This is a genomic window from Pseudomonas sp. FME51, assembly GCF_014897305.1.
Window position 1 is genome coordinate 184,869 of sequence record NZ_JABUYN010000006.1, and the last position, 16,471, is coordinate 201,339.

At 58.8% G+C, this 16,471-nt stretch carries 17 protein-coding genes; 6 read left to right on the forward strand and 11 right to left on the reverse strand.

All coding sequences use genetic code 11. The annotated features are described in order from the left end of the window. Positions 1-38 precede the first annotated feature (38 nt). Entirely contained in the window at positions 39-293 is a 255-nt protein-coding gene (locus tag INT39_RS12725; RefSeq protein ID WP_193074298.1) for a YkgJ family cysteine cluster protein, read from the reverse strand. 60 nt (positions 294-353) lie between these two features. After that, entirely contained in the window at positions 354-1,226 is an 873-nt protein-coding gene (locus INT39_RS12730; RefSeq protein WP_193074299.1) for an NAD(P)-dependent oxidoreductase, read from the reverse strand. 158 nt (positions 1,227-1,384) lie between these two features. On the opposite strand from INT39_RS12730, the gene INT39_RS12735 reads away from it, so the two are divergent. Further along, positions 1,385-1,666 carry a pyrimidine/purine nucleoside phosphorylase gene (locus INT39_RS12735; protein ID WP_193074300.1) on the forward strand — a complete coding sequence of 94 codons (282 nt, stop codon included), beginning with the start codon at positions 1,385-1,387 and terminating at the stop codon, positions 1,664-1,666. Here the strand turns inward: INT39_RS12735 and INT39_RS12740 are convergent. Beyond that, positions 1,663-2,097 (reverse strand): acyl-CoA thioesterase, encoded by a 435-nt coding sequence (locus tag INT39_RS12740; protein ID WP_193074301.1) that lies wholly within the window; start codon positions 2,095-2,097, stop codon positions 1,663-1,665. The genes INT39_RS12735 and INT39_RS12740 overlap by 4 nt on opposite strands. Positions 2,098-2,209: 112 nt before the next feature. Here INT39_RS12740 and INT39_RS12745 point away from each other — a divergent pair, with 112 nt between their 5' ends. Next, positions 2,210-4,465, forward strand: a complete 2,256-nt coding sequence (locus INT39_RS12745; protein WP_193074302.1) for an Orn/Lys/Arg decarboxylase N-terminal domain-containing protein — start codon at positions 2,210-2,212, stop codon at positions 4,463-4,465. A gap of 38 nt (positions 4,466-4,503) precedes the next feature. On the opposite strand, the gene INT39_RS12750 is transcribed toward INT39_RS12745, so the two are convergent. Beyond that, a complete protein-coding gene (locus INT39_RS12750) occupies positions 4,504-5,391 on the reverse strand; it encodes a LysR family transcriptional regulator (protein WP_193074303.1) in 888 nt (295 codons plus the stop codon). Between the two features lie 119 nt (positions 5,392-5,510). On the opposite strand from INT39_RS12750, the gene INT39_RS12755 reads away from it, so the two are divergent. The 4 genes from INT39_RS12755 (at position 5,511) to INT39_RS12770 (ending at position 7,923) form a co-directional block, all read left to right on the forward strand. Beyond that, positions 5,511-6,125 carry a glutathione S-transferase family protein gene (locus INT39_RS12755; RefSeq protein ID WP_193074397.1) on the forward strand — a complete coding sequence of 205 codons (615 nt, stop codon included), beginning with the start codon at positions 5,511-5,513 and terminating at the stop codon, positions 6,123-6,125. Between the two features lie 29 nt (positions 6,126-6,154). Then, entirely contained in the window at positions 6,155-6,559 is a 405-nt protein-coding gene (locus INT39_RS12760; RefSeq protein ID WP_193074304.1) for a VOC family protein, read from the forward strand. Between the two features lie 253 nt (positions 6,560-6,812). Then, positions 6,813-7,433, forward strand: coding sequence for an isochorismate family cysteine hydrolase YcaC (ycaC, locus tag INT39_RS12765; protein WP_193074305.1), 621 nt, complete (start codon positions 6,813-6,815; stop codon positions 7,431-7,433). A gap of 82 nt (positions 7,434-7,515) precedes the next feature. After that, the gene (locus INT39_RS12770) at positions 7,516-7,923 is read left to right on the forward strand and encodes an OsmC family protein (protein WP_193074306.1); all 408 of its coding nucleotides are present in this window, start codon (positions 7,516-7,518) and stop codon (positions 7,921-7,923) included. On the opposite strand, the gene INT39_RS12775 is transcribed toward INT39_RS12770, so the two are convergent. The 7 genes from INT39_RS12775 to INT39_RS12805 all read right to left on the reverse strand — a co-directional run bounded on the left by INT39_RS12775 (position 7,914) and on the right by INT39_RS12805 (position 16,435). Then, positions 7,914-9,032: an MFS transporter gene (locus INT39_RS12775; RefSeq protein WP_193074307.1), complete on the reverse strand. Its 1,119-nt coding sequence runs from the start codon at positions 9,030-9,032 to the stop codon at positions 7,914-7,916. The two genes, INT39_RS12770 and INT39_RS12775, sit on opposite strands and share 10 nt — an antisense overlap. Then, entirely contained in the window at positions 9,029-9,586 is a 558-nt protein-coding gene (locus INT39_RS12780; protein WP_193074308.1) for a helix-turn-helix domain-containing protein, read from the reverse strand. Before INT39_RS12780 ends, INT39_RS12775 begins: the two co-directional genes overlap by 4 nt. Positions 9,587-9,733: 147 nt before the next feature. Further along, positions 9,734-10,372: a response regulator gene (locus INT39_RS12785; RefSeq protein ID WP_036992547.1), complete on the reverse strand. Its 639-nt coding sequence runs from the start codon at positions 10,370-10,372 to the stop codon at positions 9,734-9,736. Between the two features lie 4 nt (positions 10,373-10,376). Continuing rightward, entirely contained in the window at positions 10,377-13,400 is a 3,024-nt protein-coding gene (locus INT39_RS12790) for a two-component regulator propeller domain-containing protein (RefSeq protein WP_193074309.1), read from the reverse strand. 63 nt (positions 13,401-13,463) lie between these two features. Then, the gene (locus tag INT39_RS12795) at positions 13,464-14,240 is read right to left on the reverse strand and encodes an alpha/beta hydrolase (RefSeq protein ID WP_193074310.1); all 777 of its coding nucleotides are present in this window, start codon (positions 14,238-14,240) and stop codon (positions 13,464-13,466) included. Between the two features lie 135 nt (positions 14,241-14,375). Continuing rightward, positions 14,376-15,962 (reverse strand): MFS transporter, encoded by a 1,587-nt coding sequence (locus INT39_RS12800; protein ID WP_193074311.1) that lies wholly within the window; start codon positions 15,960-15,962, stop codon positions 14,376-14,378. A 50-nt stretch (positions 15,963-16,012) separates the two neighbouring features. Continuing rightward, positions 16,013-16,435, reverse strand: a complete 423-nt coding sequence (locus INT39_RS12805; RefSeq protein WP_193074312.1) for a DoxX family protein — start codon at positions 16,433-16,435, stop codon at positions 16,013-16,015. Positions 16,436-16,471 lie beyond the last annotated feature (36 nt).

Here is a 16,471-nt window from a genome sequence, read left to right on the forward strand (position 1 = left end):
GAAAAGCCCGCAAATGCGGGCTTTTCTGACTCTGGCCATCAACAGGCTGTCGCCTGCTCCCACCAAGTGAGAATCTGCAAGGCCTCCTCTGCATCGCCGCCACAGACCTGTGCATCCGCCATGAAGCCAGCACACACTGCAGGACGCTCCGGAGAATCAAAAATCCGGCAACGTCGGGCGTCATCAAGGTGAATACAGGCAACCCCCGCCGGCTTACCCTGAGGCATGCCCGGCAGGGGCGACGTTATCGAGGGTGCAATGCAGCAGGCGCCACAACCTTCTCGGCATTTCATGGGCGATCGACATCTCTTGACGGTATGCAGGGACGCCCGGATTGCGGGCGTCCCTGCATTTTATTTCCCCTTTTCGAGCCTGGCAATCAAACTTGACGTATCCCAGCGCCCACCATCCATCTGCTGCACATCGGCATAGAACTGATCAACCAGAGCGGTGACCGGCAGTTGCGCACCATTGCGGCGTGATTCGTCCAGCACTATAGCCAGATCCTTGCGCATCCAGTCCACGGCAAAGCCGAAATCATAATCACCAGCCAGCATACTCTTGTGGCGATTTTCCATCTGCCACGATTGGGCGGCGCCCTTGCTGATCACGGACACCACTGCTTCACCATCCAGACCGGCACATTGAGCGAAATTCAACGCCTCGGCCAGCCCCTGCACCACACCGGCGATGCAGATCTGGTTGACCATCTTGGTCAACTGGCCGCTGCCGACATCACCCATCAGGCGGAGCATCTTTGCGTAACAGCTGATCACCGGACGAGCCAGATCAAATACCGCTTCCTCGCCACCCACCATAACCGTCAGCTGGCCGTTTTCCGCACCTGCCTGGCCACCAGACACCGGCGCATCCAGAAAACCCACGCCGCGCTCTGCTGCCAACTGCGCCAGCTGCCGTGCCACACCTGCCGATGCCGTGGTGTGATCGACAATGACAGTGCCACTGCGGGCCCCGGCCAGTATGCCATCGGGCCCGCTCACCACCTCCAGCAGGTCCTTATCATTGCCGACGCAGATCATTACGAAATCCTGCTCCATGGCCGCTTCCGCTGGCGTTGCACAGGCTTTACCACCGTGCTCAGCTACCCATTTGGCAGCCTTGTCTTCGGTGCGGTTGTATACCGTAACCTCGTGCCCCGCCCTGACGAGATGCCCCGCCATCGGATACCCCATTACTCCCAGACCCACAAAAGCTACGCTGGCCATACACACTCCTGAATTCATGCTGACAGAAATATCGCTGATCGCTGAATCATAGCACCGACCAGCGCACCGACATCTACAAACAGAACCGCCGGTGCTGGCTGGCAGAAGTAACGGCAGGCATAATACGCGCCCTTTTACCCTGCTCACGGAGTCGCCGGATGTTCAATATCAATCAGTATTTTGAAGGCAAAGTAGCTTCCATCGCCTTTCGTCAGCCGGAAGGCCCGGCCACGCTCGGCGTCATGGCACCCGGCGAGTACGAGTTCGGCACCGGAAGCACGGAAATCATGCATGTCATCACTGGCAATCTGACCGTGAAGCTCCCCGGCAGCGACGCCTGGGAAGAGTTCGGCGCAGGCACGCGCTTCATCGTCCCGGCCAACAGCCGCTTCAATCTGCGGGTGGAGCAGGACACAGCCTATCTATGTGAATATCGCTAAGCGCTGACAATCGCACCGCCGTATTTCTCGACAAACTCCACCGGCATGCGCCGCGGGCGTCCGCTGCTGAGTTCGACACAGGCAAAGGTGGTGCGTGCCCGCAACAGCGTGGCGCCATCACGCTGGCGGGATAACTGAAACTGCCGGGTCATACGCAGTTTGCTATCCCAGCTGACGATCCAGGTCCCCATCTGCAGATCGTCATCCAGATAGCCTGCTGCCAGGTAGTCAATCTCATGGCGCATCACCACCATGGCCCGATTCAGCTGCTGATACTCAGGCAGGCCCAGCCCCAATGCACCGGAATGCTCCCATGCGCAGCGCTCCAACCAACGCACATAAACGGCATTGTTGGCGTGGCCCAGCTCATCAATATCCTCCGGCTGCACCCGAATATCGCAGACGAAGGGGTTTTCCAGATCCCATTTCACACTCGCTCTCCCGGCAAGACAAAAATACAGGGCATGCAGCATAGCATTGCCCTGCTTGCCAATCGCGCTTCCCGGCACAACACTGTCATACAGAGCTCAAACTGGAGACCGCATGTTCAAGCACCTGCACTTCCCGATCCTGGTGATCAACCCTGACTGCGGGCGCGGCAATGTCGCCGGCCAACAGCTCAGTGAACTCTTCGATGCATTGAAGCATGAAGGCCTCGACGTTCTTTCCACCACCTCACTCGACGAGGGTCGCCTGGTAGCCGAGGCTCACCGCGGACTGTCCTGCATCCTGTTCAGTGCCGAGAACAACCATGATCATGAGCTGGAGCCGGTGCGCAAGCTGTTTGCTGCAGCCCATTCACGCTCGCCTGAACTGCCGATCATGGCACTGAGCACCACGCAAGCGCTGGACAACCAGTTGCTGAGCAGCCTGCGCGACCTGCACCAGCTGCGCGGCATCATCTATCTGTTTGAAGACACCATGCCTTTCATCGCCGGTCAAATCGCCCGCACCGCACGCGCCTATCTGTCGCAACTACTGCCGCCGTTCTTCAAGGCGCTGCTCGACTATACCGGCCGCGCCAGCTATTCATGGCACTCACCCGGTCATGGCGGCGGCGTGGCTTTTCGCAAAAGCCCGGTGGGCCGTGCCTTTCATGACTTCTTTGGCGAAAACACCCTGCGCTCCGACCTCTCGGTATCCGTGCCTGGACTCGGCTCGCTACTGGATCACAACGGCCCGATTGCCGAAGCCGAAGCCAATACCGCCCGTGTTTTCGGCGCTGATCACAGCTTCTATGTCATCAACGGCACCTCCACCTCGAACAAGATCATCTGGCATGCCTTCGTCACCCGCGACGATGTCGTTCTGGTCGATCGCAACTGCCACAAATCCATTCTTCACGCGATCACCATGACCGGTGCCATCCCGCTCTACCTGACCGGCTCGCGCAACGACTACGGCATCATCGGCCCCATCAGCCTGGATTCGTTCTCACCCCAGAATCTGCGCCAGCGGCTGGCCGAGCATCCGCTGCTGCAGGGCCGGGAGCCCCGCATTCGCCTGGCGGTGCTAACCAACTCCACCTATGACGGACTCTGCTACAACGCCGAGCTGATCAAGGATGAGCTGGAAGACGCGGTCGAAGTGCTGCATTTCGACGAAGCCTGGTACGGCTACGCTGCCTTTCATGAATTCTACGCTGGCCGCCACGGCATGGGCAGCAAGCGCGGCTTCGACCGCGCCAAACATCCATTGGTGTTCGCCACTCAATCACCGCACAAGGTGCTGGCGGCGCTATCCCAGGCGTCGATCATTCTGGCAGAGAACAGCGTGGAGCAGCAGCTGGACGTGGAGCGCTTCAACGAAGCCTTCATGATGCACACCTCCACTTCGCCGCATTACGGCATCATCGCCTCGATCGACGTAGCCACCGGCATGATGGCCGGCGAACCGGGCCGCTCGCTGGTGCAGGAAACACTCGATGAAGCCCTGTCCTTCCGCCGCGCCATGCAGCAAACCGCCGAACGGCTGGACGAAGATCAGTGGTGGTTCGATGTCTGGGAGCCGGAACAGGCACTGGACAGCGAAGAGCTGGTTGCCAGCGACTGGACCCTGGATAATCAGGCCGAGTGGCACGGTTTTGGCGATATGGCCGACGACTACGCCCTGCTCGACCCCATCAAGGTGACCCTGCTTACACCCGGCGTAGAAGAACAGGGCCGCCTGGCCAAAAGCGGCATCCCCGCTGCCGTGGTCACACGCTTTCTCGCCGAGCGCGGGCTGGTGGTGGAAAAGACCGGTCTATATTCCTTTCTGATCCTGTTTTCACTGGGTATCACCAAAGGCAAATGGAGCAGCCTGGTCTCGGAATTGCAGGAGTTCAAACGCCTTTACGACAGCAACGCCCCACTGGAACTGACCCTGCCGGCCATCGCCCGCAGCGGCCACTACCTCGGGCTCGGCCTGCGCGACCTCTGTCAGGATTTGCATCGTTTCTACAAGGAACAGCGCATGGTACGCGTCCTCCGGCAGATCTACACCGAACTGCCCGAGATCGTCGTCCGCCCCGCCGACGCCTGGCAACAGATGGTCCGCGGCCAGGTGGAAATGGTTCCGATCGACACCCTCGCCGGCCGCATCAGCGCCGTCATGCTCGTCCCCTACCCGCCCGGCATTCCGGTGATCATGCCCGGCGAACGCTTCCCTGATGACAGCAGCGCGATCACCGATTACCTGCGCATCGCCCTCGCCCAGGATCAGCAGTTTCCCGGATTTGAAAGCGATATACATGGGTTGCGACCGATGCTGCAGGAGGATGGGAGCATGCGGCACTTCGTGGATTGCCTGGTGGAGTGATCAGCCTCGACCGAGCAACCGGAGCAAGGAGGCCCCGCTTATAGCGAAGCCTCCCGCAGATGATGTTTGGCGGCGTCGATGAAAGCCCGCACATTGGGGTGATTCTTGCGCCCGCTTTGAAAGAGCAGTGAAATCGGCAGCGTCGGCGCGACATCGTCGGTCAACAGGAGCTCGAGCCGGCCTGCGGCGAGCTCATCGGCGACTTGATACGACATTGTCCTAATTACACCCAAACCCGAGACCGCCGCCGAAATGGCTGCTTCCATATTGTTGACCGAGAATCTTGCCGAGCGACCAAAACGGCGGATTTCGTCCAATCCCCATCCGCGATGGGGTCCCGCCTCGTCCTCGACCCTGATCACTTCATGCTGCCGAAGGTCGGAAAAAGAGATCGGTCGGCCATGTTGTGCAAGATAACCGGGGCTGGCCGTGAACACACGTCTGACCTCCCCGACTCGTAGCATATGAAGTGAGCTGTCAGGCAGGTCAGCAATGCGGACAGCAACATCAATGCCCTCCTCCACCAGGTTCACCACCCGATCGAGCAATAGAAACCGGATCTGCAGTTCGGGATATTGCTTTAACAGTTCGACGATAACCGGCTGAATATGCAAGCGACCGAACATGACCGGCGCCGTCACCGTCAGAACTCCGCTCGGCGTCGAGCGGAGTCCTTGGACAATATCGAACGCCTGGTCGATCTCGGCAATACCGGCGCGGCAGTGTGCCAGGAACAATGCCCCTTCGTCGGTCAGCCGCACGCTGCGGGTGGTACGCCGCAACAGCTGCACTCCGATGTTTGATTCAAGCACAGCGATCGTGCGCGAGACGGTAGTGGGCGACAAGTTGAGCCGGCGCCCCGCTTCGGCAAAGCTTTGATGCTCGGCCACGCTGATAAAGGTTCTCAGCGCCCGCAGTCTGTCCATGCCCTGACTCCAATGGATTGATATCAGTTTTCGCAATAGTGAAGTGCGAACCTGAGAGATTCTCTCACTTCTTATCAACAGACAGAATGACTGCATCGTTAATACGGAGGTCCTTCATGATGAAACTCTACCATTACCCACTATCCGGACATGCACACCGGGCTGCTCTTTTTCTCTCGCTCACTGGCGTACCCCACGAGCTGATCGAGATTGACTTGTCTGCCGGCGAGCATAAGCAACCGGCATTTCTTGCACTCAATACCTTCGGCGAAGTGCCAGTGCTTGATGATGATGGCGTCGTCATTGCCGATTCGCTGGCGATCCTCGTCTATATAGCGCGCAAAGTCGGACCTTCGCATTGGTTACCGACCGAGCCAGCGGCAGAGGCACAGGTGCAGCGGTGGCTCTCGGTAGCGGCTGGAAAAACCGCCTATGGTGCCTGCGCTGCGCGTCTCATCACCGTATTCGGCGCGCCCTTCAACGCAGAGGAAGTCATCGGGCGCGCCTACGCGACATTGGCCGTCATGGAGCAGACTCTGAGAGATCAGCGTTGGCTCGCAAGCACGGCACAACCCACTCTCGCCGACATCGCGCTGTACAGCTATACCGCACGGGCTCCCGAGGGAAATGTGGATCTGGCCAGCTATCCGCGAGTCCAGGCCTGGTTGCGCCAGGTCGAAGAGCTGCCCGGCTTCATTCCCTTTCAACGTACGCGGGCCGGGTTGGACGCCTGATCTGCCCTTCTATATCAGGAGCGAGCAACATGAACTTTGACCATTTACGTCTCGACCATATCGGCATCCGCGTCACCGATCTGGCGATAGCTGAAGCCTTCTACGCCAGGCTCGGCTTCGTGCGCGATCCCGAGGAATATGCCCCAGCGGTTAAAGCCTGCGGACTCGTGCACCCTACCGGATTACGTATCCATTTGATTTACAACGGCGAACCGGCAAGTGAAGGCAATGTTCTGCTGGACGCCGCGATCAAGCGGCCAGGCTATACGCACGCCGCCTTTATCGTCGACAGCATGGATGAGCTGGTGGCATGGCTTGCGCGCGAAAATATCAGGATCAGCGAAGGTCCGGTCATGATGGGCCATGGTCGCCGCAACGTCTGCTTCATCCGCGACCCCGATCTGAATGTACTGGAGTTCAACGAGATACTCTGAACTGAACCATAAGACCCGTGCTGGTCGACTCTCACAAGCCGACGGACAGATCGATAGAGAAAATCGCAGAAATGTGGGCATTTTCTGCGCATTGGACCAGACTGAGTGTCGGCGACCACACAATTATCCCAGTCCAATACGGTCATCCAATAAAACGTGGCGGCGCTTTGTAACAGTCGAAGGCAGAGCTCTAACAGTCGTAAAAGCGCGGTTGTGCAGGGCACTGACATTTAACTGAAATGGAGAAGAAAAAATGGCTCTTGAATATAAGCGTTTGGATAAAGACGATGTCGCCCTGCTGATGGTTGACCATCAGGCTGGGCTGCTCTCTCTGGTACGGGACTTCTCCCCTGATGAGTTCAAGAACAACGTACTGGCCCTGGCCGATATCGCCAAGTTCTTCAATATCCCGACTATATTGACCACCAGCTTCGAAGAAGGCCCGAATGGTCCCATGGTCCCGGAGATCAAAGCGGCGTTTCCAGATGCTCCCTACTTTGCCCGTCCCGGACAGATAAACGCCTGGGACAACGACGACTTCGTGAATGCAGTGAAAGCAACAGGTAAGAAACAGCTGCTGATCGCTGGGGTTGTCACTGAGGTTTGCGTGGCGTTTCCTGCGCTATCGGCAATCGAAGAAGGTTTTGACGTGTTCGTCGTGACCGACGCATCGGGTACCTTCAACTCCGTAACGCGCGACGGCGCGTGGATGAGGATGCAAGCTGCCGGCGTTCAACTGCTCAACTGGTTCGCCGTGGCGGGTGAGCTGCATCGCGACTGGCGCAACGATATCGAGGGCTTTGGCGGGATCCTGGCCAATCACCTTCCCCACTACTCCAACTTGATGCAGAGTTTCACCGCTCAGCAAAAGTGACTTCAGGAGCACGCCCTCACACATTGGGGCGTGCTTGTCCTGGGCAGTCTTCCCCTACACTTCTAAAATTGTGAGCCTATCCATGTCCATAAAACTCTCCAAAAGCGATTTAGGTAAGTTCCGTCAACTGCTCCAGGTCGGCCAGCACGAACTGATTGCGGACGCACGGCTTGATGCGGATTCTGATGGCGGACCCAATCCCCATGACCTCTATGACGCGGCTCTTGCTGCATGCAAGGCAATCACTTTATTGATGTACGCTGAGAAAGCCGATATCCCTTTGGAAGATGTGCAAATAACCATCGAGCGGGACAGCAGTGAAGAGCGATCTGGTAAATACCATTTACAGGTTGGTCTGGGCCTCAAGGGTAAATTGGATTCCAACCAGCTCGATCGGCTCGAAAAAGTGGCCGCCAAATGCCCCGTTCATAAGTTGATGACAACCGTCGAAACCATGATCACGACCACTTGTGAAGTCATTCATGGATAGATCACAATCGCAACAAAAGCTGCGGAGGCAAAGACCACAAGCGCATTGATAACACCAACTGTAGCCAGCGTGGCACCGAACAGTGGGTTGCCCGCTGTCTGGCCAAGTGCAAGAACAAGAAAAGGAATACCTAAACCCAGATCCGGACGATCTGGAAGAAGATCGATGCCTTGAATGAGGTAAGCGCCGGTAGAGACGATATAGGCGGCGCCGAAAACGCCCATGGCGACGAAGCCATACAGGCTGGAAACTGACGCCATAGCCAGTCCCAGGGTTCCTATCGCCATTCCCAAAAGCGCGAACCTGTGGACTCGCCGTTTGCCGTATCGGTTGGTGAAAATGCCGGTAAGGCCCCCGCTGATGCCAGCAGCGCCAAGCGCAATCCAGGCCCAGGCAACATGGCTATCAGTAAAGCCAGATTCGTTACGCAGAATATCGGCGCCAAACGTCCATATCGCCGTACTCGACAGGCCCATAAGAAAGGCACTGCAGCACAGTGCAAATAGACCCGACCTCTTCAGGATGGCCCACTGGAAACCTTTTATTCCTTCGCCGATCCTGCCCGGAGGAACAGCGAACCAGAGCCAAACGGTTACCCCACCACCAATCAATGCAAACAGGGTATAGAGTTCGCGCCAGGCTCCAGCAGCAATCAGGGCCGCCATGCCGGATAGGATAATGCCGACTGCCGTTCCGGCGTTGATCATCGCGTTGGCTTTAGGCCGATTCTGCTCACTGAACTGCATGGATACAGCAGCGGCGAGTGGGGGCGATGTCAAGCCTGTACTCAACCCCGCCAGCGCTATGCCCAAGCCCAACGACAGTCCCGACGTCGCCAAGACAACACACCCCATCCCAAGCGTCGCGGCCAGCCCTGCCAGCAGCATGATCGTGCGAGGCCCGAGTCCGCCGTTGCAAGAAAAAGAGAAGACGATACCAGCACAATAAGCCGCAAATGCGCTGCCTCCGATCCATCCTGCTTCCGTTACATCCAGCGCAAGATCAGCGCGGATCTGCGGCAGCAGCAAGCCATAGGCAAAACGAGCCAATCCGTAGGAAAGAGCCGTCAGGGCAAAGGCGACGGCAACAAGATTAAGGTTTCGCCTCACAGCTCGGAATTCGTCGTATGCAACTTTCGCCAGGTCTGCGGCGACAGCCCCGTTTCCCGCCTGAATACCCGGCAAAAGTGGGACTGATCGCAAAAACCGTGAACCAGTGCGATATCGCTCAAGGAGTGCCCCGAACAGAGCATATATTGCCCTGCCGCTTCCACTCGCCTCGCAGCGACATAGGTCAGCGGCGTCGTCCCTGTCGTCTGTTTGAATGCATGGGAAAAATGACTGACGCTCAGCCCCAATAACGAAGCGAGTTCGGACGTTCGAATGCATTGGTCGAGGTGTTGTTTTATGAACTCGTCGATACGCGCGAGTTGCCACCGGGCTAGCCCGCCTCTGGCTCTGCGCTGCGAAGGTTCGCTGTTACTGGCGGGTGCCAGCAAGGCGATTGCTTGGTCAAGATAAGCCGCCGCTACGTCGGGATCACGATGAATGGCCCTTTCCGTCTCCGTTAGCAGTGCCAGCATTTGCCGGCTCTGTTTCAACCACTCGGGATGTTGAGGCGGGGTATTGTTTGATGGGAAATGTACGCTCGCACTCTGGTTCATGACTCATGCTCCTCGGCCAGGGTCTGATCCAGGCGACGCGTTTGACTCGCCACCCTCGGTTGAACAGGATGATCCTGTGGCCGAACCGCTCACAGAGCCGAAAGGGGTGGCCTGAATCAACACTAAAGTGGGGGAACGCCAGTTACCTTATTGTGAGAGTTCGATAATCCCTCGCTGAATGCCAATAGTCACCGCATGCGTCCGATTATTGGCGCCCAGCTTGTCCATGATGTTTCGAAGATGCCCTTTTACGGTATCTTCGCCGATCGCCAAGGCAACAGCCGTCTCCTTGTTTGACAGGCCATGAGCGACATGGCGCAATACATCAAGCTCCCTGTTGGTCAGACCATCCTGATCGATGTGAGCCGCCAATTCCGCAGCGATCTCCGGAGGAAAGCGTCGCTGTCCCGCTGCCAGGGCGCGAATGGTGTCAATGAGCTCATGGCGCAGGGTACTTTTCAAAAGATAGCCGCGCGCCCCCGCCTTGATCGCTTGCAGCGCCCTGACATCGCCTCGGTACGTCGTCAGTACCGCGATGCGAGCCTGCGGAAACTCCGACATGATGGAGCTGATGGCGCCGATGCCATTGAGCTCCGGCATCTGCACATCCATGAGGGTGACATCGGGTTGCATCGCTCGGTATAGCCGGATTGCCTCCAGGCCATTGGAGGCTTCCCCGACCACGCTGATGTCCTCAAAACCTCCCACAACCGCGGTAATACCCTCGCGTATCAGCGGATGGTCGTCCACGATCAATACCCTGATGGGTTTTCTGTAATCAACCATAGCGCTACCCTACCCTGCTGAAGCGGGTTCTACTGCCGACGGTACCTTCATAGGCAACGGAGGCAGGCAGTGACAGGCTGATCCGCGTACCGTTTCCAGTATTGCTTTTGATCGACAGCCTTGCGTCAATTCTCTCGGCACGTTCATACATGCCCCTCAAGCCGCCGTGCTCAGGTCGCCCGCGCATTCGCTGGTAAAGCGGATCAATGCCAACCCCATCATCGGCAACAAGCATCTCGAACCTGTCCGGAGTGTATGTAAAGGTTACGGAAATCTGCGTCGCCTGCGCATGGCGAAGCGAATTGAAAACCGCTTCCCTGCCCACCTGATAGACAGCATCGCGAACCGCGTTCCTCAGCGCCAACGGCTCACCCATATTGCTGACATGGTAGGCAGTAGAATCCGGACCGCCGGCCTCCAGCTGCAGCGTCTGGAATGCGGCGGCCAGATCTTCCACCGGAGCCATCTGGCCGCGCAAACCCATGATCCGGTCGCGGCCTTCAGCAATCACCTGCTCGGCACGGTCCAGCGAGCGCTCCATCGCATGACGAGCATGGGACTCCGTGGGCAGACGGTCAGCGACCGCCTGAAAGCTGAGCATCATCCCCTGCACGCTTTGCAGCAAGGTGTCATGCAACTCGCGCGCGATGCGTTCGCGCTCCTGAAAGCGCTCTTCCAGGCGGGTCCTGAGAGCTGCCTTTTCCCGTCGCGTATACACGCGGGACACCCAGAACACGAGTGCCAGCAACGTTAGTGAAAAGATCAACAGAAATCTTGGGCGCAGATAGAAAACCTGGGGAATGCTGATAGTCAAAGCCGCGTCAGGGAGATTGAAATGTCCATTCCCGCCAAGCGCACGGACCTGGAACTCGTAATCACCCGGGCGCAGGCGTGAAAAAGCCGCTTGCCTGGAGCGCCCAGCGTCGACCCATGCAGAATCATGGCCTTCAAGCCGGTATTGAAAGCGCATGGTCTCTGGTGCGGCGAGATTCAAGGCTGAATAGGTAATAATCAGCTTTTCCGGCGCAGCTGATAACCGAGCGGGCGCGGCGGAAATATCAACATCCACTCCATCGGCTGTCAGCGACTTGATCGTGACGGCGGATGGGTGTGCCAACCCCCTTGGTTGGTATGGGTCAACATGGATAATCCCGTTTCCGGTAGCGAACCATAGCAAGCCTTCAGGCGTGTAGACCGCAGTGGGTACCGGCAATACCTTGTATGGATCCATGGGGAGCCGGCCGATATGATCATGCGAGCTGTACAAAAGTGTGTCGCCACCGGCTATTACCCGCTCGATCTCCGCTGCAGGCAGTTTGAAAATGCCACCGCGACTGTGTACCCAGATATCCATCCCGGATTCACCTGTGTCTTGCTCAGCCGGGACGGCGACCAGCCCGTAGATATTCTGAAAGGGTCCGGTAGCCGGCAGTTTCAGAGGATGAAAGCGTCCATCCTTGAGATACGCCAAGCCGTGCTGGCCACCTACCCAGGTGCGCCCGGGCAAATGCAGCATCGCCGTGACATGGCCGATGTTCAGCCCTTCCTGCTCGCTCCAGCGTGAGACCGTCTGCCCATCAACGGACACCAGCAGATTGTCCCGGTAGCCGAACCACAGCCTGCCCGCCAGGTCCCGGGAGGCGCTGACAGGCATCTCCTGCCGCTCGGAATCACTGACCGGCTCAGTGCGCCGCCATTGCTGATCAGCCCAGACAAACAGCCCTGCTCGGTTGACCGAGACCCATATGTCACCATTCTTTCCTACAGCCATCGCCCTTACGGCAGCCTCGCGGGCGGATTCGACAGGCAAGGTTGCGATACGCACCGGTCCATCGTCTGAAAGCGAAAAAACCCCCTGATACCCGCCAATCAACAAGCCGTGTTGCTGGCTGTTTACCAATGTGGTGATCGGCATATCCAGCTCAAACATGGAGCGGCTGTCGCCCCTCAGGCCCATCAGCTGACCATTGTCGGAGCCGATCCACAAGGAACCATCACCGCTTACTGCCAATGCATGATTGCCCGCGCCGACCGGCAGAGCGAGGGGAGACAGTGTTTCACGCTTGAGTCGATCCAGGCCCGCATCCGTGCCCACCCACAGGGTGCCATCGCGATCGATGAGCTGGGCCAACACATTATCGGAGCTGAGTCCGTCGCGAACGGTGTACGAACTGACTGCATCCTTATCCTTGGCAGACTTGGGCCGCTTCCCGGCCGCCAGGTGATGCACGCCGGAGCCCAGCGTGCCCAGCCAGGCGTCTCCCTGCTCGTCAAGAACGATACTAACCGTACGTGGAGTCGGTATCTCTTCAGATTCAATGCCGGCATAACCTGTTTTTTTCAGGCGCAGCAGATGGTCCCTGGAACGATCAGTTATCCAGATATCGCCTGCAGGGGACGATACTATTTTGCTGACCGATTGACTCTTGATGCCGATCTGTATGAACGCAGATGCCCCTGGGGGGAGCGTATATAACTCCTCTTCGCTCGCCGCCCAGACATAGCCATCTGTATCCACGTGCACCGCTCGGGCATGGCCGTCGGCAAAGCCCGCCTCCTTGCCAACCAGGTGCCAACCCGTGCCCTCATGCCGGGCAAGCCCATCATCCGTCGCGGCCCATACATGCCCTTGCTGATCCTCGGCCATGTCGTATACCACCCCGCCCGGAAGGCCCGGATCAACCGGTTGCAACACGCCATTTGCGCTGATCAGGCGGGCTCCACCGGCACGAAACCCCACCCACAGACCTTTGCTGGTGCTGAGAAGCGTCGAGACCACGCCCAGCGACTCACCGTCAGCAGGCACGAATTTCTCGAACTCAAAGCCATCGAAGCGATACAAGGAATCATGCGTTCCCAGCCACAAGTACCCATCAGCAGTTTGCGCAAGCGCTCCTACTGAGCGGGGCCCCTGGTCGCTGGTGGTCCAGCGGCGATGGTCCAAGTCATCAGAGATGCGCGCCGATACATTCGTACACGCGATGCAACCAAGCACGAGGCTCAGCAGCAAAGTGACATATGTTCGCAAGGAAAGTACCTGCTGCCTGCGCCACAGCGCTTAGTTGTATTGGGCATTCAGTTGGAGGCGCAATCAAAACCGGCCCAGTTGCTGCTGGAGCCATTCAAGGATGCGGTCCGCGACCTGCTCCCAACCCGGCTGCGTAATAATCAGATGACCGTAGCCGGGAAAGCAGATGTAGTCTGTCGGCGCCAACGACTGCCTCTGATAAAAATAGTTGGCCAAAACCACAGAACTGGCAATCATATGATCGTCACTACCGGAAACCAGCAATAACGCCCCGCGCTCGTGCTTGAAGAGTAATCTGCTGCCCACGCCTAATGCTACCGTTGTCATCAGTTTTTGCGGGACTCGACCAACAAACCGTTCATAGAGCGGGTCGGTTGTCTCACTGGATGCCGGATGCCCCAGGCGGCGGGAAAACTGCGCAGGCGTCAGGCGTAGAAAGCGCATGCCGTCCAGTCGTTCAGTTCTCGCTGTGAAGATATACAGCAGCGAAAGAATGCCAGGGAAGACGCGCTGCGGCGGCCGGGGAGCAATGGCGATGCCAGCCACGCCCAAGCCTCGATCCAATAGCAACTGAACGATCAACCCGCCCATTGCATGCCCGATAAGTATAGGCGGCGCCGGAAAGGCTGCAATCCGCTCCGCATAGAAGTCGACGAGACGTCCAAGGGGCGACGATCGATTATCTTCGCCATGCAGGATTTGATACCAGCCCAGCTCGCCAGGGGCTGGCAGCGACAGCACACAACAGGCGTAGCCGCAGGCCTTGAAGTGGCGCTCGAACTTGTCCCATACCGTCGGGACCAGCCAATCACCCTGAATAAAACAGACCTGATAACCCACGGCCGGCAATCAGCGACGCGCTACGTACATAAGATGGTGTTTCAGGCCGCAACGCCGCTGCTCGATGACCATTTCAATCATGTTGTGTCTCCTGCTTGCTTTCCCGGACCATCCGCTCGACCCCGGTGTCCAGAGTCAAAGGGGTCTCAACAGGTGGCGGACGACGGGCGGTTGATCGCCGATGTGAAACGCGTTCAACAGTCCCTGATCCAGTGCATCGCTATGGGTCACCCTCGCATGCTGGCGCTGATGCTCGACCCAGCTTTCGACGATGAATTCCTCCACCACCCGGCCGGGCTCTGCGGCGTCCTCCCAGACATCCCAGCGGATCGCGCCGTCGCGATAGCGCGTCGCACGAAAATTGCGCAAGGCAGCGGTGAACGCGGCCTGTTGTTCCGGGGCGATCCGGTATTCGACTTCGATCAGGACGGGGCCGCGGTCATTGGCAAGCGGGACAGCGAGGACCGGCTCGGCCCAATGGTTCGAGGGCGCCAGATCGATGGTGGAATCCTTCGGCAGCCGCCAACGCAGGGCCAGCAGGATCGCCAGCGTCTGGCCGATGGCCGCGATGATCAGGGCACCGGCGACGCCCGTGTTGCTGGCAAGAGTACCCCACAGGATACTGCCACCGGTCATGGCTCCCTGAAGCACCAGCAGATAGACTGCGAGCGCCCGGGCCTTGACCCAACCGGGCGAGGCCATCTGCGCCGCGACGTTGAGCGAGGTCAGCATGCCGATCCAGGCGACGCCGGCAGCGAACATCACTGCCCCGGCCAGCCAGGCATTGGGCGCCAGCGCCAGTGCGAGGGTCGCGGCCGCGAACAGCAGTGTCGCCCAGATCGAGACCCTGTTGGACGCTACCTTCTTGCGCAGTTTTTTCAGCAGCAATGCACCAACAATGGCACCGGTGCCCATGCAGCCGAGAAGCGCGCCGTAGCCCGCCGCATCCAGCCCCAATTCGCGACGGCCCACCAGCGGCAGCATCGCCCAGAGCGCGCTGCTGAACAGGAAGAATCCCAGCGTGCGGATCAGTACCAGCCGCATCGCCGGAGAATGCCGTGCATAGCGATAGCCGGCCCGAAGCGCGCCGAAGAAATGTTCGGGCGGCAAGCTGTGTACGGTCGTGGCGCGCTTCCATGTGACAAGCACGATCAGTACCGCCGAAACCGACACGGCATTCAGCGCGAAGACCGCTGGAACGCCGGCTATCGCCACGATCACCCCGCCAAGCGCCGGACCTATGGCGCGAGAGATGTTGACGCCGAGACTGTTGAGCGCCACCGCATCAGGCAAGGTGGCCTTGTCGACCAGTTCTGGGACGATGGCCTGAAATACCGGCGCGCTGAGCGCCGCCGCCACGCCGAGAACAAAGGTGGCGGCGAGCAGCACCCATGGGGTGGTCAGCCCTTGAAAGGTCAGGAAGGCCAGAACGGCGGCGGCAGCCAGGCCGAGGACCTGTGCGGACAGCAGCATCTTCCGGCGATCGACTATGTCGGCCAGCGCCCCGGCCGGCAGGGCCAGCAAGAACATCGGCAAGGTCGTGGCGGCCTGCACCAGAGCCACCAGCAGCGGGCTGGGCGACAGCGACGTCATCAGCCATCCCGCACCGACATCATGCATCCAGGTGCCTATGTTGGAAATGATTGTGGCGATCCACAGCGCCCGGAAGACCGGTAAGCTCAGCGGGCCCTTCGCCGGGGTGGGCATGTCAATGGCGGTCATCCGATTCTCCTTGACGGGTGAGGTGGTTTAGAAATGTCAGGCTACTTTCGTCACAGATCGAGGGACGGGTTCCGGGCAAGATCCACCCAGGCGACAAGTAGCAATCCCCCGATGAGACCGAGATGTTCGAAAAAGGCATTCGCGTCTGCGCGCCTGCCCTCGCCTGCCGGCTGCGCCCAGAACCGCAGCGCGATCAGGGTGGACAAAAGCGTGAATCCGGCCAGTGCCAGCGCACCCAGCCAGCGCAGGAAGCCCGTCAACACCATCACGGAGGCACCCAGTTCCAGTGCTATCACCAGAACGGCGAACAAGGCGGGCGGGGTCAGGCGGAAGTCGGTCATCTCAACGACGGCGCCGGGGAAATCGGTCAGCTTGACCAGCCCGCCCTGGATATAAGCCGCACAAAGTCCCAGATGCGCAAGGAACAGCATCACGGTCGAGAGTGCGCCACCCGCCTCAATACTGAATGACATCAGCCCTCTCCATCGATACGGGTGACAAAGCGACCC

Coding starts and splice junctions, on each gene's coding strand:
- INT39_RS12725 (WP_193074298.1), bottom strand. CDS start 293: ATGAAATGCCGAGAAGGTTGTGGCGCCTGCTGCATTGCACCCTCGATA.
- INT39_RS12730 (WP_193074299.1), bottom strand. CDS start 1,226: ATGGCCAGCGTAGCTTTTGTGGGTCTGGGAGTAATGGGGTATCCGATG.
- INT39_RS12735 (WP_193074300.1), top strand. CDS start 1,385: ATGTTCAATATCAATCAGTATTTTGAAGGCAAAGTAGCTTCCATCGCC.
- INT39_RS12745 (WP_193074302.1), top strand. CDS start 2,210: ATGTTCAAGCACCTGCACTTCCCGATCCTGGTGATCAACCCTGACTGC.
- INT39_RS12750 (WP_193074303.1), bottom strand. CDS start 5,391: ATGGACAGACTGCGGGCGCTGAGAACCTTTATCAGCGTGGCCGAGCAT.
- INT39_RS12755 (WP_193074397.1), top strand. CDS start 5,511: ATGAAACTCTACCATTACCCACTATCCGGACATGCACACCGGGCTGCT.
- INT39_RS12760 (WP_193074304.1), top strand. CDS start 6,155: ATGAACTTTGACCATTTACGTCTCGACCATATCGGCATCCGCGTCACC.
- ycaC (WP_193074305.1), top strand. CDS start 6,813: ATGGCTCTTGAATATAAGCGTTTGGATAAAGACGATGTCGCCCTGCTG.
- INT39_RS12770 (WP_193074306.1), top strand. CDS start 7,516: ATGTCCATAAAACTCTCCAAAAGCGATTTAGGTAAGTTCCGTCAACTG.
- INT39_RS12780 (WP_193074308.1), bottom strand. CDS start 9,586: ATGAACCAGAGTGCGAGCGTACATTTCCCATCAAACAATACCCCGCCT.
- INT39_RS12785 (WP_036992547.1), bottom strand. CDS start 10,372: ATGGTTGATTACAGAAAACCCATCAGGGTATTGATCGTGGACGACCAT.
- INT39_RS12800 (WP_193074311.1), bottom strand. CDS start 15,962: ATGACCGCCATTGACATGCCCACCCCGGCGAAGGGCCCGCTGAGCTTA.
- INT39_RS12805 (WP_193074312.1), bottom strand. CDS start 16,435: ATGTCATTCAGTATTGAGGCGGGTGGCGCACTCTCGACCGTGATGCTG.